Source organism: Pantoea sp. 22096 (assembly GCF_052045955.1).
GTDB lineage: Bacteria > Pseudomonadota > Gammaproteobacteria > Enterobacterales > Enterobacteriaceae > Pantoea > Pantoea alfalfae.
Genome location: NZ_JBQEPW010000007.1, coordinates 95008 through 114788, shown reverse-complemented (window position 1 = coordinate 114788; position 19781 = coordinate 95008). Strand labels below are relative to the sequence as shown.

20 protein-coding genes are annotated in these 19781 nt (G+C 47.5%); 9 read left to right on the top strand and 11 right to left on the bottom strand.

Going from position 1 to position 19781, the window contains the following annotated elements:
• Nucleotides 1-36 precede the first annotated feature (36 nt).
• Nucleotides 37-507 (bottom strand): SgcJ/EcaC family oxidoreductase, encoded by a 471-nt coding sequence (locus tag ACTJKZ_RS18900; RefSeq protein WP_161736457.1) that lies wholly within the window; start codon nucleotides 505-507, stop codon nucleotides 37-39.
• 936 nt (nucleotides 508-1443) lie between these two features.
• Between ACTJKZ_RS18900 and ACTJKZ_RS18895 the strand changes: the two genes are divergently transcribed.
• A complete protein-coding gene (locus tag ACTJKZ_RS18895) occupies nucleotides 1444-2484 on the top strand; it encodes a tyrosine-type recombinase/integrase (RefSeq protein ID WP_222925704.1) in 1041 nt (346 codons plus the stop codon).
• A 464-nt stretch (nucleotides 2485-2948) separates the two neighbouring features.
• On the opposite strand, the gene ACTJKZ_RS18890 is transcribed toward ACTJKZ_RS18895, so the two are convergent.
• Nucleotides 2949-3329 (bottom strand): hypothetical protein, encoded by a 381-nt coding sequence (locus ACTJKZ_RS18890; protein ID WP_222925703.1) that lies wholly within the window; start codon nucleotides 3327-3329, stop codon nucleotides 2949-2951.
• A 321-nt stretch (nucleotides 3330-3650) separates the two neighbouring features.
• Here ACTJKZ_RS18890 and ACTJKZ_RS18885 point away from each other — a divergent pair, with 321 nt between their 5' ends.
• Nucleotides 3651-4682, top strand: a complete 1032-nt coding sequence (locus tag ACTJKZ_RS18885) for an alpha/beta hydrolase (RefSeq protein ID WP_161736460.1) — start codon at nucleotides 3651-3653, stop codon at nucleotides 4680-4682.
• Nucleotides 4683-4796: 114 nt separating this feature from the next.
• Here the strand turns inward: ACTJKZ_RS18885 and feoB are convergent, their stop codons facing one another.
• Together feoB and ACTJKZ_RS18875 are read right to left on the bottom strand one after the other, a co-directional pair.
• Nucleotides 4797-7124, bottom strand: coding sequence for a Fe(2+) transporter permease subunit FeoB (gene feoB, locus ACTJKZ_RS18880; RefSeq protein ID WP_161736461.1), 2328 nt, complete (start codon nucleotides 7122-7124; stop codon nucleotides 4797-4799).
• Nucleotides 7124-7348 (bottom strand): FeoA domain-containing protein, encoded by a 225-nt coding sequence (locus tag ACTJKZ_RS18875; RefSeq protein ID WP_222925701.1) that lies wholly within the window; start codon nucleotides 7346-7348, stop codon nucleotides 7124-7126. The genes feoB and ACTJKZ_RS18875 overlap by 1 nt, the downstream gene beginning before the upstream one ends.
• Nucleotides 7349-7671: 323 nt before the next feature.
• Between ACTJKZ_RS18875 and ACTJKZ_RS18870 the strand changes: the two genes are divergently transcribed.
• Together ACTJKZ_RS18870 and ACTJKZ_RS18865 are read left to right on the top strand one after the other, a co-directional pair.
• The gene (locus ACTJKZ_RS18870; RefSeq protein ID WP_222925700.1) at nucleotides 7672-8145 is read left to right on the top strand and encodes a WbuC family cupin fold metalloprotein; all 474 of its coding nucleotides are present in this window, start codon (nucleotides 7672-7674) and stop codon (nucleotides 8143-8145) included.
• Between the two features lie 670 nt (nucleotides 8146-8815).
• The gene (locus tag ACTJKZ_RS18865) at nucleotides 8816-9097 is read left to right on the top strand and encodes a hypothetical protein (protein WP_440829927.1); all 282 of its coding nucleotides are present in this window, start codon (nucleotides 8816-8818) and stop codon (nucleotides 9095-9097) included.
• 713 nt (nucleotides 9098-9810) lie between these two features.
• Here the strand turns inward: ACTJKZ_RS18865 and ACTJKZ_RS18860 are convergent.
• Both ACTJKZ_RS18860 and ACTJKZ_RS18855 read right to left on the bottom strand, forming a co-directional pair.
• Nucleotides 9811-10191, bottom strand: coding sequence for a YgiW/YdeI family stress tolerance OB fold protein (locus ACTJKZ_RS18860; RefSeq protein ID WP_222925699.1), 381 nt, complete (start codon nucleotides 10189-10191; stop codon nucleotides 9811-9813).
• Between the two features lie 657 nt (nucleotides 10192-10848).
• Entirely contained in the window at nucleotides 10849-11268 is a 420-nt protein-coding gene (locus ACTJKZ_RS18855; protein WP_253418486.1) for a DUF1090 family protein, read from the bottom strand.
• 384 nt (nucleotides 11269-11652) lie between these two features.
• Between ACTJKZ_RS18855 and ACTJKZ_RS18850 the strand changes: the two genes are divergently transcribed.
• The 3 genes from ACTJKZ_RS18850 (at nucleotide 11653) to ACTJKZ_RS18840 (ending at nucleotide 12909) form a co-directional block, all read left to right on the top strand.
• Entirely contained in the window at nucleotides 11653-11889 is a 237-nt protein-coding gene (locus ACTJKZ_RS18850; protein WP_161736740.1) for a YgdI/YgdR family lipoprotein, read from the top strand.
• A gap of 62 nt (nucleotides 11890-11951) precedes the next feature.
• Nucleotides 11952-12494, top strand: a complete 543-nt coding sequence (locus ACTJKZ_RS18845; protein WP_222925698.1) for a YfaZ family outer membrane protein — start codon at nucleotides 11952-11954, stop codon at nucleotides 12492-12494.
• Nucleotides 12495-12603: 109 nt separating this feature from the next.
• The gene (locus ACTJKZ_RS18840) at nucleotides 12604-12909 is read left to right on the top strand and encodes a hypothetical protein (protein WP_371876259.1); all 306 of its coding nucleotides are present in this window, start codon (nucleotides 12604-12606) and stop codon (nucleotides 12907-12909) included.
• Between the two features lie 44 nt (nucleotides 12910-12953).
• On the opposite strand, the gene ACTJKZ_RS18835 is transcribed toward ACTJKZ_RS18840, so the two are convergent.
• Complete coding sequence (locus ACTJKZ_RS18835; protein ID WP_135911148.1) at nucleotides 12954-13139, bottom strand: DUF2256 domain-containing protein; 186 nt, start codon at nucleotides 13137-13139, stop codon at nucleotides 12954-12956.
• A 1208-nt stretch (nucleotides 13140-14347) separates the two neighbouring features.
• Here ACTJKZ_RS18835 and ACTJKZ_RS18830 point away from each other — a divergent pair.
• Entirely contained in the window at nucleotides 14348-14749 is a 402-nt protein-coding gene (locus ACTJKZ_RS18830) for an H-NS family histone-like protein (RefSeq protein ID WP_098049800.1), read from the top strand.
• A 224-nt stretch (nucleotides 14750-14973) separates the two neighbouring features.
• Here ACTJKZ_RS18830 and ACTJKZ_RS18825 read toward each other — a convergent pair whose 3' ends face one another.
• Both ACTJKZ_RS18825 and ACTJKZ_RS18820 read right to left on the bottom strand, forming a co-directional pair.
• Complete coding sequence (locus ACTJKZ_RS18825) at nucleotides 14974-15426, bottom strand: VOC family protein (protein WP_262390935.1); 453 nt, start codon at nucleotides 15424-15426, stop codon at nucleotides 14974-14976.
• Nucleotides 15427-15481: 55 nt separating this feature from the next.
• Nucleotides 15482-17053: a sensor domain-containing diguanylate cyclase gene (locus tag ACTJKZ_RS18820; RefSeq protein ID WP_161736737.1), complete on the bottom strand. Its 1572-nt coding sequence runs from the start codon at nucleotides 17051-17053 to the stop codon at nucleotides 15482-15484.
• A gap of 274 nt (nucleotides 17054-17327) precedes the next feature.
• Here ACTJKZ_RS18820 and ACTJKZ_RS18815 point away from each other — a divergent pair, with 274 nt between their 5' ends.
• Nucleotides 17328-17729, top strand: coding sequence for an H-NS family histone-like protein (locus ACTJKZ_RS18815; RefSeq protein ID WP_161736736.1), 402 nt, complete (start codon nucleotides 17328-17330; stop codon nucleotides 17727-17729).
• Nucleotides 17730-17819: 90 nt separating this feature from the next.
• Here the strand turns inward: ACTJKZ_RS18815 and ACTJKZ_RS18810 are convergent, their stop codons facing one another.
• Both ACTJKZ_RS18810 and ACTJKZ_RS18805 read right to left on the bottom strand, forming a co-directional pair.
• Nucleotides 17820-18812, bottom strand: a complete 993-nt coding sequence (locus ACTJKZ_RS18810) for a GlxA family transcriptional regulator (protein ID WP_440829926.1) — start codon at nucleotides 18810-18812, stop codon at nucleotides 17820-17822.
• Nucleotides 18813-18887: 75 nt separating this feature from the next.
• Nucleotides 18888-19667 carry an MBL fold metallo-hydrolase gene (locus ACTJKZ_RS18805; RefSeq protein WP_161736734.1) on the bottom strand — a complete coding sequence of 260 codons (780 nt, stop codon included), beginning with the start codon at nucleotides 19665-19667 and terminating at the stop codon, nucleotides 18888-18890.
• Between the last annotated feature and the right edge of the window lie 114 nt (nucleotides 19668-19781).

Sequence of the window (19781 nt, the reverse complement as noted above, 5' to 3'; positions counted from 1 at the left end):
ATTGTGAAGCTGGTTTTCATCCTGCCACACCGGTTGTTAAGGCTGGCTTACTGGCTCTGGCATAGCTGAAGAGTGGTGAGTGGAGATCTTCCAGCCCTTGCCATCCCAGACATAGGTGAAAGTATAACGTGCTGTGACGTGCGAATTATCTTTGAAGGTAAAAGTATAAACGCCGGCATCAATCGCTTTATTACAGCCGATTCGGATGGTGCGGGAATCAATTTTACCGCTCGGGCCTTTTTTCAGGAAGTCTTTAAAGTAATCAATGCGTTCCTGGTCTGTCAGGCGCACATGGTTTGAAATAGTTGGCAGCAGCACGGCATCGCTGACATATAATTCAGAGACTTTAGTGGCATCGCCGGTTGCCAGCGTATTATTCCAGGTATCAAACAGGCTGGCAACATCCTGTTCAGATGCTTTAACACAGGTCACAGGCTGTTGAGCCAGCGTGATAGCCGGTGCGCAGGACAGGCCAAATAGGCACAGTGACAATAACGTTTTTTTCATGAGATATCCTCTTTTTATCCTGGTGATGACAGCGTTCTGTGACTTAACTCAGACGCAGTCATGAAAAATTTAATAACGCATCAGGAAGAAATGCCCGTTACCTTGCCAGAAATTAATTTTCGATAATAAGTTAATTATCAGTCTCATCCGATAAATTATCTGACATAAAGCATCAACGTTGCTTTTTATTCAGGCTGGAGGATAACGTATGATCGCCAATAGTTGATATTTAAATCTTTGCGAAGTCAGTATTTAGTTTTTTATTCTGATTCAGGATGCAGATATGCTCCCGGATAACGTGAATAAGAACTGTTCATAGGATGATAGCCGGGTTAGCATGTGGAGATTCCATTCCAGAAATTCAGTAAGCAAAGCGTTCTAAAACGGATCTGGTAGACAGTATTTTCATTTAGGGTCCTTCAATTATCTTTAAATTAAACTGGCTGCTTACATAATAAAAGTTTCAACCTTCAATGGTCTGTTAATTTCACTTCACGTTCTTTCCTTTTCGCCATACTCCGCGCACTGGAAGTGCTGACTTTAATCAAATTGTATTTATCAGGTCACTATTTCACCATTTCACTGAATCATTATTCAGACTTTCCTTCAATTATTCATTTTATGCCTTGCCAGAAATAACCGCTTCTTCATCAACCCAGGGTGGGCTGTTGTTCCGGACGTCTCACTGCCCTACCCATTTGAGCGTCTGTCAATCAGGTCAAAACCGGGCTGAATCCGGCACCTTAACCTGGCTTCGTATAATTGTTCTTATACGAAGTCATGACACAGGAAAGTCGTCGGGTTATGATATAGAGCAGCAAAGATCACCCTGCAAAATGGCAACGCTACGTAAATTCTGACCGGTTATCCCCCTGATGAATTCTCAGAATTCACGTAGCGCGATCATCGCGTTTTCTGACTGATAAGTGAGCAAAAATGAGCGAGATAGTGCCGTTAACCCATCTGACGGTGACCCGGAATAGTGATATCACCGAACGGCTCAGGCAGTTCGTTCAGGACAAAGAGGCATTTTCCCCCAATACCTGGCGACAGCTGCTTAGCGTCATGCGAATCTGCAATCAGTGGTCAGAAGATAATCAGCGTACTTTCCTGCCAATGAGTGCAGAGGATTTGCGCGACTATCTCTCTTTTCTGGCTGAAAGCGGCCGGGCCTCCTCGACGATCACTTCACACGCTGCGTTAATCTCGATGTTACACCGTAACGCCGGGTTGCCGGTGCCCAATCTCTCGCCACTGGTTTATCGTACGATGAAGAAGATAAATCGTGTGGCCGTGATGGAGGGTGAGCGCGCTGGCCAGGCGGTGCCTTTCAGGCTGTCCGACCTGATGGAACTGGATAAACAGTGGTCAGGTTCTGATAACCTTCAGGCACTTCGTGATTTGGCTTTTTTGCATGTCGCCTATGCAACGCTACTGCGTATCAGTGAACTGTCACGGTTGCGGGTGCGTGATGTGATGCGTGCCGGTGATGGTCGTATCATTCTGGATGTGGCGTGGACAAAAACGATTGTGCAGACCGGCGGATTGATCAAGGCGCTCAGTGCCCGTTCAACTCAGCGTCTGGAAGAGTGGATCGATGCAGCCGGGCTATCCGGCCAGCCTGATGCCTTTCTGTTTACTGCTGTACACCGATCTGGCCGGGCAATGATTTCAGCAAAGCCGATAAGCACCCGGGCACTGGAACAGATCTTTGACCGTGCATGGCATACTGCTGGAAAAGGCGGCGCAGTGAAGGCTAACAAAAATCGTTATACCGGATGGAGTGGCCACAGCGCCAGGGTGGGCGCAGCTCAGGATATGGCTGATAAAGGCTATCCTATCGCCCGGATCATGCAGGAAGGCACCTGGAAAAAACCGGAGACACTGATGCGTTATATCCGTCATGTGGATGCGCATAAAGGTGCGATGGTGGAATTTATGGAACAGCACGCGGCCCCGGATGTTGCTGACTCATAGAACGATAAAAAAGCGGAACGCCCATGATTCGGGCTCAAGTTATCCACAGAAAAAGTGGACAGCCTGTGTGTAAGCCGGTACTGAATGAGAGGGTGCCGGTCCTCCGACGCGTTCATCCCGCTGATATGATTGATTTCTTTTTACTCCCTTACAACTTGCTGTGACTCTGTCAAAAAATCAGACCTTTTAGTCAATAATGCGTGGATTATTGCGGTCAGTGATGACCCTTGTACTGGCGGTTAGCGGTTTATACCGGCCATGATGTCTTCTGCTGATTATTATTGAAAAGGCCGCTGCCCCTCGGCCTTTTCTGCACCTGAAGACGTGACTTCACGCTATCAATCACTTCATTTTATTGCCGGCTCAAAAAATGCATCAACGGAGGCTGGCGAACTGGTTGCAAACACCAGTGCCGTGGTGGTGCCATTGTTGACAAGCTGATCAAGAAATTCAGATGCCTGTTGTTACGCATAGTGATGATTGCGGAATTTTATTTCGGTTGGAAAGGTATAGGTATTGAGCCAGCCAATAAGCTGTTTACCATATTCACTGATCATGGTGATTTGAGGATAATGAACATGCGTATCCACGAACCCGGGTGTGATAATTTTTCCGCTGTAATTAATCAGCTGGTCGACAGGCTGGTCCTTTATGGTCGCATAATCACCTGATTTTAAAATATAGCCATATTTAACAATAAGATAGCCATCTTCATAGTGCACGTTAGCTTCTTTTTCTTTTGCTGGAACGGCTTTAAAATAGACGATTTCAGCCCGGTATCCAACCGTTTCCGCGGCTACACAACAGGAGAAAAGAGACAACAATGTCATAAACGTAAGTTTCATTTACACCTCCATTTAGTATCTTTAATAAAATCCGTCTTATCTTTTCAGCGCGGGAATGATAGGTGAAATGATAAGGATGGCCGATACTAAAAATGCGATGACATTATTAACCTGGAAATATTGCTTAATTACTGAAATTAATCCGTTTTGTGGTTGTCTTATCCTTATCATCAATGATGCCTGACGTTAAAATTAACGCAGGTTTAGTCTGTTAATAATAATTTATTCACATTGTTTCTAATGTCTGATAAGCCAGAATCTTTATTCTGACACTTACACAAAGCATCCCATTAACATTTAAATGATTACAGGACAAAAAATATGAGAAACTGGCACCTCTTAATGTCGGGAGTCGTTATGCTTTCAGTCGCTACTACAGCCATCGCATCCGGTCAGGATCAGCTTCCAGGTCATGCTCAGGGTGCTGAGATTCTCCAGGTTAACACCCGTCAGGACCAGATCGACAATATTGGAGATCTGGTTTACCACCAGGTGAAAAGCGTGCGTTCTGTCAGGCAATTGCACATGTCACTGCTGGTGCCACGAACCAATGATCTGAAACCAGCGATTATCTATTTTCCCGGCGGGGGTTTCCTGTCAGCGGAACGTGACAAGTTTATTGCAATGCGGCTGGCCTTGGCAGAGGCGGGTTTTGTGGTCGCCGCAGCTGAATATCGCACTATTCCTGATATTTTTCCGGCGCCGGTTGTTGATGCTAAGGCGGCAGTCCGATTTCTGCGCCAGCATGCCTCTGAGTATGGTATCGATCCGGCGCGTATAGGGGTTCTGGGTGATTCGGCGGGGGGATGGCTCGCCCAGATGATGGGAACCACCAATGGGGATAAATCGTTTGATAAAGGCGATTTCACTGACCAGTCTTCAGATGTACAGGCTGTGGCCACGCTGTATGGCATTTCTGATTTGCGTAGCATCGGAGAAGGCTTTCCGGATGCGATACAAAAAGTGCATCAATCCCCTGCCGTCACCGAAGCGCTGCTGATTAATGGTGCGGCGTTCCGCGAATTCGCCGGGGCATCAGTGACCGATGAGCCTGAGAAAGCGCTTTATGCGAGTCCAGTGGGTCACCTGAAAGGCGTTAAACCGCCATTTTTAATTATGCATGGCAGCAGCGATACGCTGGTCTCTCCTGAACAAAGTGCAAATCTTTATAACGCCCTTAAAAAAGCGGGTAATCGTGCTGATTACGTGTTGATCGAAGGGGCTGAACATGGTGATTACCGCTGGTATCAGCCTGAGGTTATTACCAGAGTGACTCACTGGTTCCGGCAGGTGCTGGGTGAGCCAGTCAAATCAAAGAGCCAGTCAGCAGCAGATCCTGATGCCAGCCTCTGACTCAGGGTGATGTCTCCTTGCCTGTCAACCTGCACAGGCAAGGAGCACAGTCCTTTCACGCGCCTGTATGTAATGGTCTTGATGGTCCCTCAGCGTACCAGTCTGGTTTTGCGATCACTGCGCGTAGCTTTTCTGTTTATCACAATTTCCATGGCAGCCGCGACACCCCATCTTTTCCTCATCAGGCATAACCGGTATTGCCAGCACCCTGTTTCCCGCTTTACGCAGTGTCAGCAGGATGATTCCATTCAGCAACAGAACGCTTATCAGGCAGACTGCACTGAATACAGGATGCTCGTTAAACGTGACGGTCTGATAAAAGAATGTCGCTATGGTATAGGCGATGTTAAGCCCCCAGCAGAATGAGAACATCATCCATTTTTTCCCGGCCTCGCGGGCGATCGCGCCCATGACTGAGACGCAGGGAACGTAGAGCAGAACAAAGATTAAGTAGCTGTAAGCGGCAAAGCCGTTGCCAAATTTGGTAGCCATCACACTCATAGAACCGGATGCCATCTCACCATCGCCTTTACTGGCATCGAGGGGATGCGCCAGTGCATCAATTCTGAATGCAGCGGTCAGGCCCGCCCAGGTTTCCGTCAGCGCCTCTTTTAGTTCATCTGCCAGGTTAAAAGCCTGCGGGTCAAACACGCTGCGCTGAATCGCCTCCGTGGTGTAAAGACTGTTGAGCGTACCGACCACGACCTCTTTTGCCATAATGCCGCTCACCAGCCCCACTGTCGCCTGCCAGTTATCCTGCGTCACCCCGATTGGCAAAAGCACGGGCGTGATTGCTTTGCTGGTCGCCGCCAGCGCAGAGTGGTTTATGTCATCAACCAGCTGGCCGTTGAATGCAAAGCTGCTCAGCACACCAATCAGCATACTCACCAGGATAATGACCTGACCGGCACGCACCACAAACATTTTCAGCCGTTGCCAGGTCTGCAGCAGCAGGCTTTTAAGATGAGGCCGGTGATAGACCGGCAATTCCATGATAAACGGTGAAGCTTCGCCACCCAGCAGGGTATGCTTGAGCACCAGTCCGGTCGCAATCGCCACTACAATGCCCAGCAGATAGAGTGAAAATACCAGGCTGGAACTGTGAGCATCAAAGAATGCTGCGGCGAACACCGCAAAGATTGCCAGCCGCGCGCCGCAGGACATAAAAGGCGCAATCAGTACCGTAAGCAGACGCTCACGCGGCGTGTCGAGCGTTCTTGTACCCATCACCGCCGGCACATTACAACCAAAGCCGACAATCAGTGGCACAAAGGATTTTCCCGGCAGGCCCAGTGACTGCATCAGCCGATCCATCACAAAGGCGGCGCGCGCCATATAGCCTGAATCCTCAAGGAAAGAGAGGAACAGAAACATCAGGCCAATCTGTGGAATGATTGGCAGCACGGTATTGATACCGGCACCCAGCCCCTGCGCCAGAAAAACCGTCAGCCAAACCGGGAAGTGGCAGACATATCCCAGCCATTGTGCGCCATGAATGAATATCGCCACCGAACTGCCGTCGAACAGCGGCTGCAATGCCGCGCCGATATTAATCGAGAGAACAAACATCACATACATCACGGCCAGGAATATCGGAATGCCCAGCCAGCGGTCCAGCACAATGTTATCAATCCTGCGGGTAAGACTGGCCGGGATAGCCTGATGAATGTTACTGACGGCCGTACAAACCGCATTAATGGCACGATAGCGATAATCGGCTATCTGCACGCCCGTATCGCCACCCGCTCGCGCCATAATCTCAGGCAAGGTTGGAAGTAGTTCCGGGCAAAGTTTCTGGCTGTTGATATCGCCTTCAAGCAACTGCAATGCCAGCCAGTACCTTTTCTGCGGGGTCAGAGACCCGGACATCTGCAGGCTGAGCTGCTCAATCGCGGTTTCAATCGCGGCCGGATATGGCACCTTCTCTGGAGCGCGATAAATATGTGGCTGGTCAATCAGTGTTTTTAGCTGAGCGATACCGTCGCCTTTGGTTGAAGTCAGTGAAACAACCGGACATCCCAGGCGGGCTGACAACGCTGCGGCATCAATAGTGATGTTCTGGCTTGCGGCAATATCCTGCATGTTCAGAGCGACAATACAGGGTACGCCAAGCTCAAGCAGTTGAAAGGTCAGGAACAGGTTACTTTCCAGACTGGAAGCATCGACGACGTTGATCACTACATCGGCATGATCCTGATAAAGATACTGACAGGCGATGCTCTCATCAATCGAGCTTTCAGCGGATAGCGTAGTCAGCGAGCGAGTGCCGGGCAGATCGATGAGCCGGACGTCAGACTGTGCAGTAAAGAACTGTCCCTCTTTACGTTCAACCGTGACACCCGCCCAGTTACCGACCCGCTGGCGGGCACCGGTCAGCTGATTAAACAGTGTGGTTTTGCCGGTGTTGGGATTGCCTATCAATCCGATGGTGATCTTTTTCATCAGGCGATTTCCTCCAGAATGATGTCGGCCAGATCACGCTGTCGCACCGCCAGGCTGACACGGCGGGTACGAATATGAACCGGATCGCCCATTGGCGCTACTCGAATGATTTCGATAACAGCACCTGGAAGCATGCCCATTGTCAGTAATTTCTGGCGCCAGGCGAAATTTACTGATGGCTTATAACCAAGAATTCGGTAGGTACTGCCCATGTTAATTGCCATACCACGCTCTGCCTTTGAGTAAGAGACACTCATTCTATAAATGATAAGCGTTTCGGTTTTTGATCTGGCTTCAGGCAGACAGTGGAAAAGTGCTCTGAATGGCTTTCGTTTAGGAAACAGAGAACATCTTTCTGTAACCTGGTATCACGCGATACAGGCGATGTTTGTGAGAACTCTCATCGTCAGTTTTATAGCTTTGAGCAGCATCTATAATCCCGACAACAATCTGCTCCGCGAATGCAGAGGTTATTCATCCGTTGAGAATGGCAAAAGCCTTACGGCAACCTGATTGTCGTAAGTTGTCCAAAATCCAGAAGGCTTATATGAAACAAATTACTGTTACTGACCTCCGGCATCTCAGCGAAGAGGCTGCGAAATCCCCTCGCTTACGAGCCAATCGTAATTTACACCCTGAATTGAGCGATCCGGTGCAGCGGCTGGCCATCGCGATGGAGCCGGGCACTTATGTCCGCCCTCACCGACATCCGCATACTTTTGAATTGCTGACCTCGCTCTGTGGGCGGTTTCAGGTATTACATTTTGATGAAAATGGGTATGTGACCCAACGGGTGATGTTAGGAGAGGGGGGCAAGGTCATGGAAACGGAAGCCGGCACCTGGCATGCGGTGTTATCGATGGATAAAGGTGGCGTTATTTTTGAGGTTAAACACGGAGGTTACCAGCCTGTGACTGAACAAGACTCAGCACCATGGGCACCCGCCGAAAATGAGCCGGGTGCTGGGGAGTTAATGGAATGGTATGCTCAGGCACAAGTAGGGGATTCTTTTATCCGATAATTATTGTTTTACGCGGAGTAGACGGTATCGCGAGCGATGCTGTTCTGCCCCTTTATCCTGGCCTGACTGAATATCTTTCATGATGTCTTTTTGCTCAAACTTTCGTGTGGCGGCATACACTGTTTTAATCAGTAAAAATTTTTTAAATACGCAGAATTTCTGTCGTAAAAAAGGATTAATATTTTTGGAGTTCTGTTAATACTGACATGAAAAAATTCTGCTATTACATCAAAACCATCCGAATTAAATAAGTGAAATATAGATTCATTATAAAAAGATTAGCCTCCAGGCTCGTCTGGAGGCACGTGAATCGCTAAACGTTATGATTCTTATGGAAAAATAATCACTGGTTTCGTTGCTTAGGTAAAGCAATAATGGAAAAATCACGACGCGCAATATAGTTTATTTTACTAAATCAGCAATTGTGTACGCAAAAAATCTTGTTTTCATAAGATGAAAAAATAAAATTATTACATGTCAATTCTGACGGGTCTTGCATAAAGGCATGCTTTCTCTTATCAAATCAATCAAAAAAAGTCCATTTACGATTTATTTTAAATTTCTTTTGATAATGATAATTGACATTCAGGTCAGCTACAATCTCAGTACTTTCTTGCTAAAATTCCCCTGCGTTACCAGTTAAATTATACAGACATAAAAGGATGTTAAAATGCGTGAATTGTATATCTCAGAAGTGATCACCGTAAGTGGCGCTGACATCGGTCACTCGAAACTTCTTGGCTTGTGGAATGATGCGGGTCTGAATTCGCAGGGCTACTTTAACTATGACCGTGCCGCTAAAAGTATCAATGCTCTGGGGTTTGCCAGTGCAACAGAGAATAAAGACTGGAATAACTCATCCATTGGTGAGGCTGGTTGGATGCTTAATGGCGCGGGTGAAAAAGTAACATGGTTCAACAACGGTCTCTTTATGGCTTTCCAGATCGGCTGATGTGAAGCAGCTAACACGGTTACTTCGCCGGACGTAACGGTGATCGATAAAAGGTTTCTGAAACTATCCTGATTCAGAAACCTTTTTTATCTTTAATACTCACCTGTGAGGGACTATCAGACCAGCTGGTTGTCATGTAAAACATGTCTCAGTTTACAGAGCGGCTTCAGAGTTCAGGTATGACAAACATATCATAACGACATTGTGTACAATAGTACCTGCCTGAGCGAATCCGGGTGTAAAGTATCTGCCTCTCATTTCATCCAGGCGCTATGGTCCCCCATTTTGAAATTCCGAAAAGAAGATAACGAAGAATTTTAGTTACATCATTCAGGTTTACTATAAAGAACAATTACGGCCCTTCGGGCCGTGCCCGACGGCTTGTCAATGAGCACTCGGATTTTCAGAACGGCTCGCTTAGATTTGGCCAAAAACATGCACATTTCATAGGAAGATCGCCTGTTCAGATATCCGCAAACAAGTGTGTTGTAACTAATCTATATCTGCTTCAGGACTGATTCAGTACCATTTTTATAAGTTGTGAATGCACCGTCTCATCCGATGTTAAACCTTGACGTTTTTGTCATCGCTATCCTGCCGGACAGGCTTCGTGAATATTTATTGCTTACTCTGGAATACCCAACCGGGAACGTGCATATAAAAATGACAGTGGCCCGGCTTCAGGTCACTGCCATATCAGTGGTAAATACAGGTTACTTCAGAACACGGACCGTTTTCACATCAATTTCAACGCTGTTCCAGTCTTTATCGACTTCGCCTTCTATGCGGACTTTGTCAGCGGGTGACAATGATTGTCCCATCCAGCGCTTGTCGTCGATATCGACGTAAATCGTTCCAGTGGCATCTTTAAATTCATAAAGTTCATGACCAACCTGTCGGATGATATTGCCTTCAAGAACGACCCATGCGTCGTCACGTAGTGTTTTAGCCTGTGCCACTGAAGCGACACCCGGTGTCGGGCCTTTAAAGCCGCCCTGTGAAGACCCCTGCCCTGCCGGATTAATAAATCCTTCCTGCGCAGAAACACCCAGACTCATTCCTGCTAATAACACCGCCAACATAATCTTTTTCATATTTTTATCTCCGTTAAATTTCCAGGGTAATTTACATCCCAGATCTTAACGGGATCTTAAGAAGTTTTATTGTCTGCACGTGTTTTGAAAATGTCATCAGTAAGGCGCTCGCACCATAAAACCATTAAAAAAATAATCAAAGTTGAATCTATGTTAACAATCAACAAAGTATAACAATAAATTAAAACCCTCTTGTTGGAAATAACCTCTTTAACACTGTTTTCAATATGGCAATACTGATAATTAATATCTACCTATTTCCGCACAAATTACTTAGCTCGCCTGCAGGTTGATAGTTATCATTTTCTGGCATAGATATATCCCGGTATTAAATTATTCTGTATCGCAGCTTTGCTCATGAAGTATTTTGTAATGTTTATAACCACTCGATTGAGTGGTTTTTTTTATGTCTTATTTCAGCTAGTTAACTTAAACCTGTAACGCTGATTATACACGCCCCGATTGCAGGGAGGGATTTTCTGGTGCCACGGAGATAGGGAGTGGCGACAGGTACTGACTGCTCATCTGAACAAACAGCTAACTGTCTTTTATAGCATTGCGACACTTATAAAAACGGTGTTGTGACTAATAACGAAAGAGGCAGAGATCATCAAAACGTTTTCAGGCTCACATAGTGAGCCTGAAAATAGTGGGATATCAGTTCAGTCTCTGAGCATCTGCCTCAGCTTCTTTTAAATCCATTTTTGCAGATTCAAGCTTCAGCTTCTTCTCTTCTACCTTTGTCATTTTTTTTCTGATTTTATCACTACGTCCATCGACTCTGGCCTCAGCCAGTTCCTGCTGTGCTTCCTGAAGTTCAAGTTCCGCTTTTTTGACTTTCATCTCACGTTTACTGACATCATGAGAGGCACGCGTTGCCTGACGCTCATCAGTACAATAGGTTTCAATTTTGTTACGCGCAATATTGAGCCGTGCAATTTCTGCACTATTTCCATGTATTTTAGCGATTTCGCTTTTAGCTGAAATATCTGCGAGTTGATCTTTGCAGGAATCAGTTGCAGCGAACACGGTTAATGGTGAAGCAACCAGAACAAAAGCGATAATTGTTTTTTTCATAGCTATATTAAATCCTTGTTAAATTACACTAATCAGAATGATATTGCCGGTTCAATATAGCGAAAAGGAAAATAGCCACAACATAAAATTTGAAACATTAAATCATCATGTCATTAAGGCGCTATTGTTAAATTATTGGTTAGCACTTGATAGGATTCTTCATGCATATCACTTTTGGGAACCAGAAAAGTGCAATGCGTTTATTTAAACACCTTAGTTTTTAAACAATGTGCAATAATTAATCCTCTTCTGAGCAAACTATGGAAATGATCCAGATCATTTTTTTGAGCATTCGGGTCGGTACTCTTTGATTGTTATCATGTCGTTTAACAAACACAGCTAATAATGCCGCATCTTCTTAAAGAACAACGAGTGGAAAGTAAAATGACATCTTTCAATTATGGCAGAAAATTTGCCTTCGCTTTCGTGATGATGGTTTCAGTTATGTCCATTTCCGCCTGCTCAGGCAATTATGTCATCTCCACCAATGACGGCCACATGATAACCACCCATGGTAAACCCGTCAGAGATAAAGAAACGGGCATGCTCTCCTATAAAGATGCGGACGGAAACATGCATCAGTTGCAGCAGCATGACGTTAAAGAAATGGTGCAAAAGTAAATCGCTTTAAACAACGATATTGATTGATTCCCTGAAAACTCCTGATGTGGAAAAAATGAGCAATGAAAATTTCCCTAATTAGCCTTGGTTTGCTGCTGTGTGTTTCTTCATCTGCAATGGCCATTGGCCTGAATGCTGAACAAGGTAAAAACACCTCTGCGCTGGATGCTGAAATTGGCCGTTCTTCCGGCGGACTCTATCTGGACAGCCAGTGGATCAAAAATACGGCAGATGGTGTGCAGATTGGTCAGGCGGGTACCGGCTATAACCTGGAAATGGGTCCGGTGATGCTGACCGCTGGCGTTAAAGCTACCTACATCGGTGGCAAAAAAGGGGATAACGGCGTCGCATTTCCTGTCGGCGGCGGTGTGAAAATCAATCTGCCTGCCGATTTTGCGATTTATGGTGAGGGGTATTCCGCGCCGGAACAGCTGACCAACAGCGTTAAGAATTTTGTGGAAGCAAACGCTGGCGTCAGCTGGTCACCTTTAGGCCCACTGGTCTTAAAAGTGGGCTACCGCTACGCGGGTGTCGATGGCAAAGATGGACGTCCAGGTCATACGCTGATCGATGGACCGTACATTGGTGGCGGTCTGACATTTTAATGTCGGCTGAAAATTTATTTTTGCAGGTGAGGAAGCACGTTCAGTTGACCAGACTGGCTTCCTTACTGAATAACTCGCCTCAAGGCTGGCGGGTGTCGCTGAGGAACAGATGATGAAACCTTTGATGCTGATGTTGTTCACTCTTTGTCTGACCGGATGTGTGCAATATAAATGGGTCAAACCCGATGCATCTGAGCAGCAGGAAACCATCGCAGAAACAGCCTGTCAGGCTCAGGCGCTGCGGGATTTACCGCCTGATAATATCGTCAGTGGTAAATACACCTCGAAAGACAGTAAAGATAAGACGACTGATACCGACTACTCCACCAGTGACGCCAATGAAAGTCAGCGCGAGATACTGGTGAAAGATTGCATGTTTAAAAAAGGCTGGCAACAGATTGAGGTTCAGCAATAGAGGTCTGTGAGGCCAGGTCAAAACCTGGCCTGTTCCTTTGAGTTTTACTTGTTCCGCTCAGCGTTTATTTCTGCATCATCTTTATGCTGCGCAGAACGCTGACGCCGGCAACGCTCTGAGCAATACAAAACCTCATTCCAGCACTTCTCCCACTTTTTACGCCATGACATCGGTTTGTTACACGTTTTACAGTAACGAACCGGTAATGATTTTTTATTGCCCTTAAACACTTCAGACCTCTGCAGAAGTAATCATCGCGCTGACGTTAACGCATGTGTTGTTCAGTGTAGCTTACTGAGGTTATTCCTCCCCATGTTTGCATTAGCAACATGTATACCGCGTTCAGATCAGATGATGCTGATGCCTGACCTTACCCGCTCAGCCCCAGAACGGATTGATAGTGCGAACTTATCATTAGCAACTATTTAAACTTGCGTTACTCTCTGTAACCTAAGAATGAACCCTGCTTAAATGAGAATCCACAGGGTTAATTACACCAGGCAACAGTACAGCGTCGTTCATACACGCACTCACCGGGCCGATTATTACTCTGTTCTGCTATACGTTACGTGGTGGACTTGAGACGAGAACACGTTGTCAAACCACTTATCAATCCTGGTCGAAGTTGTTCAACCAGGCGCTGAGTTTAATGCGTCTTAAGCAATAATCCTGGATAAAATGGCACACAGGCCTGAATCCACAGTATGCCATGAGGTTATTAGTTGCAGACTCTGAATGAACAAAGGGTAATTATTACCGTAAATAATCAGTTTAATGGTAAGGGACAGGCAATGATTCTGCTCAACCGCTACCCAGCAGTTTGAGTGCACAGCACATTTCACGCATATTTAAACCAACCGGCAGACAATTTTGCAGCGCTGTTATGCGTTATGTTACGTTTCTGAAAACAGAGAAATTCATAGGAAAATTAAATTATTATCATGAACTTACCAGTGTGAGGCTGAATCAGCTTTTCAGTAAATAAACGAGTGAAATAATTTATAGCGGGATCTTTACAGCGAAATTATGCACAGCAGCATTGCCCTGTACGGTAACTTCGTGTGAGCTTTGCAGCTAACGTTATCCTCTTTATCAGGACGAGCATGCGAATAGCGAAGCGACTCCGCTGCCACTACAGAAAAATCAGCACGATTAATCCATAGCCCCGCTAAATTACTCTGCTTCTCAGATGATACGGGTTTTAGCCATTTTGAGTGAAGTAAGTAAAAAAATGGCGTAAATTTACTTTTGTTTAACGAGCATGCGTTCAATAGAGTTTCAACTCTCTCAGAAACAGATTAATATGTTAAAGTTGAACTATTGGTTCTGTATTATGATTCTTCGAAGGCAAGCATTTTAAAAAAGCAGGTCTGACGAAAAGCATCAGCGTGAACCCGCTCTGTATTTTTATTATCTGAACATGACTATGGTGACTTTGATGAGTGACACTCTCAACAGCTTGAATAATATCCGTACCCTCCGCGCAAATGCTCGCGAGCTTGACCTTGCTGCCCTGGAAGAAATGCTGGAAAAACTGTCTGTTGTGGTCAGTGAGCGACGTGAAGAAGCTCAGGCTTCTGAAGCGGCTAATCGTGAAAAAGCTGAGAAACTGGCAAAATATCGTGAATTATTGTTGCAGGAAGGTATCGATCCTAACGAACTGTTAAATGGTATGCCCACTGCGCCTGCTGAGAAGAAAAAACGTGCGCCTCGTCCGGCTAAATATCAGTATACCGACGAGAATGGTGACGTTAAGCAGTGGACAGGTCAGGGCCGTACCCCATCGGCTATTAAATCAGCCATCGATGCAGGTAAATCGCTGGACGATTTTCTGATCTAATTCAGAATGCCTGGATGATAACCGCCTGGCATTACCCAGGCGGTTTTTTATCATCAACAGACAGAAACATATCAATCAACAACACCTACTTTTCCTGCCTTTCATGCGCTGCGAATCCTCCTTCATACACAATCATGCACAGACACTATCCTGAATGTAATAACCGAAATGCTCTGCGTAATCGCGTTGCAGATAAAAGGCTTTATTCACTTACCTGAGCCGTTTTATCTATTCACAACCGACGGGGACTTACGGGCCCTGATGATTGCCAACCCGATCTGCTGACCAAATGAAAGTTCAAGCGTATTACCATCAGGATCGGCAAAAAATGCCCAGTAACCAACGGGTATTTCAGATTGCTGCGCATCGCGTCGCAATACACCTTCGCGCCGCGCAATTGCCACTTTTTCATCTATCTCTTCGCGACTGCCGCAGGCTACGCCAATATGACCAAAAGGCCCCAGTGGCGTATCGTTACTGTTATCAGATTGCACCAGTACCAGAGCAAAAGGTCGGGTCAGGTCAGACAGCCATGCGACTTTTTGCGCTTCCGCAATACCCGGTGCTCGCTGATGTATTACCTGCATCCCGGCATAACGATGATAAAAATCTACGCTTTTTTCTAAATCACATACCTGTAAAGCAAGATGAGTGAAACCGGTATCGTCTGACATGATCGCTCCCTGTTGAGGTTGAGCGATTACCGTGCCACAGGTGCAGTTCAGAATTTGATCACGCGTGCTGAGCCGGGCGCTTTTCACACATCACCCGGTTGCGCCCTGCCCGTTTCGCACGATACAAGGCCTCATCCGCACGCTCTATCAGCGCCTGTTTCCCCTGCTGTGAATCAGTAGCCAGATACATGGCACAGCCTGCACTCAGGGTAATGTGCTTTTGCGGCAGCTCAGTGGTCATATGCGGAATAGTGAGCAGATTGACGGCTGCGATGATGGACTCCGCCAGGTCCAGCGCAGCGGACAGCGGTTGTTCAGACAAAATGATGGCAAACTCTTCGCCGCCATAGCGGGCTGTGAGTTCGTTTTTGCGCCGGGCGGCGTGTTTCAGAACGGTGGCCACTTTTTTCAGACAGTCGTCACCGGCTACATGACCGTAAGTGTCGTTGTAACGTTTAAAATAGTCGATATCAAACAGAATCAGTGACACGGGCATGCCACTCAGCTCCGCATTCAGCAGGCTTTCTGTCAGCATGTGGTCGAAATGGCGACGGTTAGCAACCCCTGTCAGCCCGTCACTCTGTGCCTGATTTTCCAGGGAGCGATTCGCTGCTGTCAGTTCATCGCGTAATCGTGTCAGCTCACGCTGATAACGCAGCGTATGGCGCACCTGACGCAGCACAAACGCACCCAGTAAAAGAATAACAAGTAGCAGAGCCAGACTCAGAATCAGATCCTGTACCCAGCTCTTAAGCCAGTAGTTAAAGAGGGCACGCTTATCGTAGCCCGCGGCTACCACCAGCGGATATCGCTGTGAGCGGACAAAACCGAAGATGCGCTTTTTACCATCAAGCGCAGCCGTCCATTGACCGCTTCCTTTATCCGAATTGGCCAGGATCTTCAGGAACAGCGGACTCACTGAAAGATTTTTGCCGATGTAGCTATCGGGCATCGGCCGGGCGTAAAGCACCGTACTGTCTGCCAGCATCAGCACCAGCACATCGCCATCACTGAGTTCGTAGTAGCTGTAGAAACGGCGAAAGTAGTCCACTTTAACGGTGGCGAGCAATACACCCTTAAAACCGTTGTAAGCATCGTTGACCCGCAGGGTAACCGGAATTACCAGTTCGTGCGTGGTGCGGCTGCGAATGACCGGGCCGATATGCAGGTTATTGCGCGGGCTGGCACGATGATAATCGAAATACTCACGATCGGAATTATCAACACCTGGCGGTATCCTGCTCATCGAGGTCGCTATCCACCGGCCGCGCTCATCATAGTAGAACAGACCGTGAAGTTGCGGCAGATGGCTCTGCAAGAGATGCATCGTCTGACTCAATGCCTTACCCTCTGCACCGGTGGTGGCGAGCTGCTTTTCAAGCTCACGTTGTACTTCGCGCAATGAAAGTTCGGTTTGCAGAAACGTATCGTCAGCCTGCCGCGCCTGCGAAAGTGAGAGATTCACGGCCGTATCCTCAGCTTTACGGACGGTTTCATTCCAGTCTTCCCGCAGCGTCCACACATTTAATCCAATTACCGCCACAGTGAGTAATACACCTGAAAGCATTATGCTTCTCAGCAGCGGTGAAATTTCTGGCGCAGGACCATCGTTTTTACGGCGAAACTTCATGCCTGTCCTTAATAAACCCGGTTGACTGATTTAAGCACAGTTAATCAAAAGCAAAAATGCAAATCCCGCAATCCCGCTTCGATAATGACAATCTGCATTAAAACAGCAGAATTCGCTTAAATCCTCACCTTAACTGGCTCAATCAGTGTTCATAGTGCAGCATTACTAGCGAATAAATCCACATTTAAGCTTCAATTCGCAGGCACGTAAATGTTACCCTTGCTGGCTGAATAATTTGCACTTTATTGATTAGCCTGGATATTTGAGGAAATTTATGAATAAGAACCTGAGCAGCCTGAATAATATCCGCACGCTTCGTGCAGAGGCGCGCAATATGGCTCTGGATATGCTCGAAGAGTTGCGCCAGAAATTAGAGACCGTAGTAAATGAGCGTCGTGATGAGGAAAACGCGCGGGCAGCAGAAGCCCGTGAAAAAGCGGAGAAACTGGCGTTTTACCAGGAGCTGTTGCTGGAAGAAGGCATTAACCCAGCGGAGCTGGTAAATAGCGCATCGCCTTCCGCAACCGGTACAAAGAAACGCGCGAAACGTCCGGCCAAATACCGTTACACCGATGAAAATGGCCTGGTCCGTTACTGGACCGGTCAGGGTCGAACGCCCTCCGTCATTAAAGCGGCGATTGAAAATGGTCAGTCGCTGGATGATTTCCTGCTTTAATCGCAACATTTCTGCCGGAATAGTGACCGCTACTGTGTGACACTATTCCGGCATTAAAATCCCGGAATGCCGATAGCCATCCCGACTTGATCATGCGTTATCTTTTGCCACTTTCTCGTCGTTCACCCTCTTCTGTGGACCACGAAACGCCCGGCGCCACTCGCTGGGAGAGACGCCAAACCGGGATTTGAAACGCTGCCGGAATGAGACAGGTGAATCAAAGCCTGCCTTTGCTGCTACACATTCAATGCTGATGCCGGTGGTTTCCAGTAACTGCTGGCTACGCTGCAGACGCTCAGCCGTCAGCCAATCGCCCAGTGACATCCCCGTCGCCTTATGAAAATGGCGCGTCAGCGTTCGCCGGCTCATGCTGAGTGTGTGCGCGAGTGAGTCCAGATCCTGCGGCAGATGCAGATTCTCTCGCAGGGATGCCAGCAGTGCATTGATCTTACCGTCTCGCGTGGACGCCGGAACCGGCCGCTCAATAAATTGCGCCTGTCCGCCTTCACGGTAAGGCGGCACCACCATACGTCTGGCCACCCGATTCGCTACGGCGCTGCCATAGTGCTGACGGATGATGTCCAGACAGCAGTCGATACCCGCCGCAGTGCCGGCAGAGGTGATAAGACGATCGTCCCGGGTATAAAGGGCATTGCTGTCGAGCAGAACCTGCGGAAAGCGTTCGCTGAAGTCACGCTCAAATTCCCAGTGGGTAGCAGCCCGATGCTGATCAAGCAGGCCTGCATAAGCCAGTACGTAAGTCCCCAGACAAAGTCCGACGACCTCCGCGCCACGCTGCCAGGTAGCGACCAGCTTATCAAGCAGCGCCTGTGACGGTTTTTCGTCCGGATTGTGCCAGTATGGCACGATAACGATATCTGCCTGATCAAGCAGGGTTAGCCCATGCGCCACCATGATTGACAGCCCCATCTCTGAGATCACCGGGCCTGATTTTTCTGCACAGATATCAATATGAAACAGATCGTGCTGCGGCAGAGCAGAGCCGAACAGAATGCAGGGAACTGAAAAATGAAATGGACTAAAACCGGCTGTTGCCAGCACAGCAACTCTCAGAGCAGCCATCTTCCCCCCCTTATTGTGTGAAAATGTATGATTAAGAATGAACCGCGCAACTGGGCCGGTTTAATGCCACGATGCTCAGAACATCATCGTTTCACCATCTTCCGGGATCACTACCTGGTCAGCAATATCCTGTTCCTGGGTGTAAGCTCGCAGTTCAGCGCGTGTCAGCAGACAATGGTTGATCGCTTCCATGTGCGAAGTTACCAGTGTCGCTTCAGGCAGAATATTGAGCGTACGCAGCGTATCCTCTTTTCCCATGATAATCGGGCCATAGAGATCGTTAGTCGCATTGCCGGCATTGATTACCACGACCTGCGGCTGAAAACGTTGCAGCGTTCTGACATAAGGCTTAACCCAGACGGTATCCCCGGCAATGTAGAGCGTTTTTTCTGACGGATGGGTAAACACCAGACCACAGGCATCACCCAGAATATCGCCCATTGTTTTGTCGGCGTACAACGCATTGCTGCCATGCTGACCCTCTGTTTTGTGGATTGTCAGGCCGTCGACAAACGAATTTTCATCCTGCAGCACCCGAACGTGTGCAAAACCCTGCGAACGAATCAGCGCTGCATCACTTTCATTCTGGCTATAGATCACCATCGTCTTCGGTATAAGCTGCTGCGCAGCCTCGTCCCAATGGTCCATATGTGTGTGGGTGACAATCACTGCATCTACCTCCAGCAGCGCCTCAACCGGGAGAGGCAGCTCAACCATGGGATTGCGTAGATGGGGACGGGCGTTACCGGTAAAGCCTGGCCACGCTTCTTTATCAGCCAGCATCGGATCGATCATGAATTTATTGCCTGCATACTCCAGCAGCAGTGTGGCATTACGAATCTGGGTCAGCTTCATTGTGTGCTCCATAAACGGTCTGTTTTGATATCAGCCAGGCTTACAGGCTGCGATAAGTTCACTTTACCGCATGCTCTGACCTGCCCGTGACAGGCTCACAGGACAGTGTTCGAT

Coding starts and splice junctions, on each gene's coding strand:
- ACTJKZ_RS18900 (WP_161736457.1), bottom strand. CDS start 507: ATGAAAAAAACGTTATTGTCACTGTGCCTATTTGGCCTGTCCTGCGCA.
- ACTJKZ_RS18895 (WP_222925704.1), top strand. CDS start 1,444: ATGAGCGAGATAGTGCCGTTAACCCATCTGACGGTGACCCGGAATAGT.
- ACTJKZ_RS18890 (WP_222925703.1), bottom strand. CDS start 3,329: ATGAAACTTACGTTTATGACATTGTTGTCTCTTTTCTCCTGTTGTGTA.
- ACTJKZ_RS18885 (WP_161736460.1), top strand. CDS start 3,651: ATGAGAAACTGGCACCTCTTAATGTCGGGAGTCGTTATGCTTTCAGTC.
- feoB (WP_161736461.1), bottom strand. CDS start 7,124: ATGAAAAAGATCACCATCGGATTGATAGGCAATCCCAACACCGGCAAA.
- ACTJKZ_RS18875 (WP_222925701.1), bottom strand. CDS start 7,348: ATGGCAATTAACATGGGCAGTACCTACCGAATTCTTGGTTATAAGCCA.
- ACTJKZ_RS18870 (WP_222925700.1), top strand. CDS start 7,672: ATGAAACAAATTACTGTTACTGACCTCCGGCATCTCAGCGAAGAGGCT.
- ACTJKZ_RS18865 (WP_440829927.1), top strand. CDS start 8,816: ATGCGTGAATTGTATATCTCAGAAGTGATCACCGTAAGTGGCGCTGAC.
- ACTJKZ_RS18860 (WP_222925699.1), bottom strand. CDS start 10,191: ATGAAAAAGATTATGTTGGCGGTGTTATTAGCAGGAATGAGTCTGGGT.
- ACTJKZ_RS18855 (WP_253418486.1), bottom strand. CDS start 11,268: ATGAAAAAAACAATTATCGCTTTTGTTCTGGTTGCTTCACCATTAACC.
- ACTJKZ_RS18850 (WP_161736740.1), top strand. CDS start 11,653: ATGACATCTTTCAATTATGGCAGAAAATTTGCCTTCGCTTTCGTGATG.
- ACTJKZ_RS18845 (WP_222925698.1), top strand. CDS start 11,952: ATGAAAATTTCCCTAATTAGCCTTGGTTTGCTGCTGTGTGTTTCTTCA.
- ACTJKZ_RS18840 (WP_371876259.1), top strand. CDS start 12,604: ATGATGAAACCTTTGATGCTGATGTTGTTCACTCTTTGTCTGACCGGA.
- ACTJKZ_RS18830 (WP_098049800.1), top strand. CDS start 14,348: ATGAGTGACACTCTCAACAGCTTGAATAATATCCGTACCCTCCGCGCA.
- ACTJKZ_RS18820 (WP_161736737.1), bottom strand. CDS start 17,053: ATGAAGTTTCGCCGTAAAAACGATGGTCCTGCGCCAGAAATTTCACCG.
- ACTJKZ_RS18815 (WP_161736736.1), top strand. CDS start 17,328: ATGAATAAGAACCTGAGCAGCCTGAATAATATCCGCACGCTTCGTGCA.
- ACTJKZ_RS18810 (WP_440829926.1), bottom strand. CDS start 18,812: ATGGCTGCTCTGAGAGTTGCTGTGCTGGCAACAGCCGGTTTTAGTCCA.
- ACTJKZ_RS18805 (WP_161736734.1), bottom strand. CDS start 19,667: ATGAAGCTGACCCAGATTCGTAATGCCACACTGCTGCTGGAGTATGCA.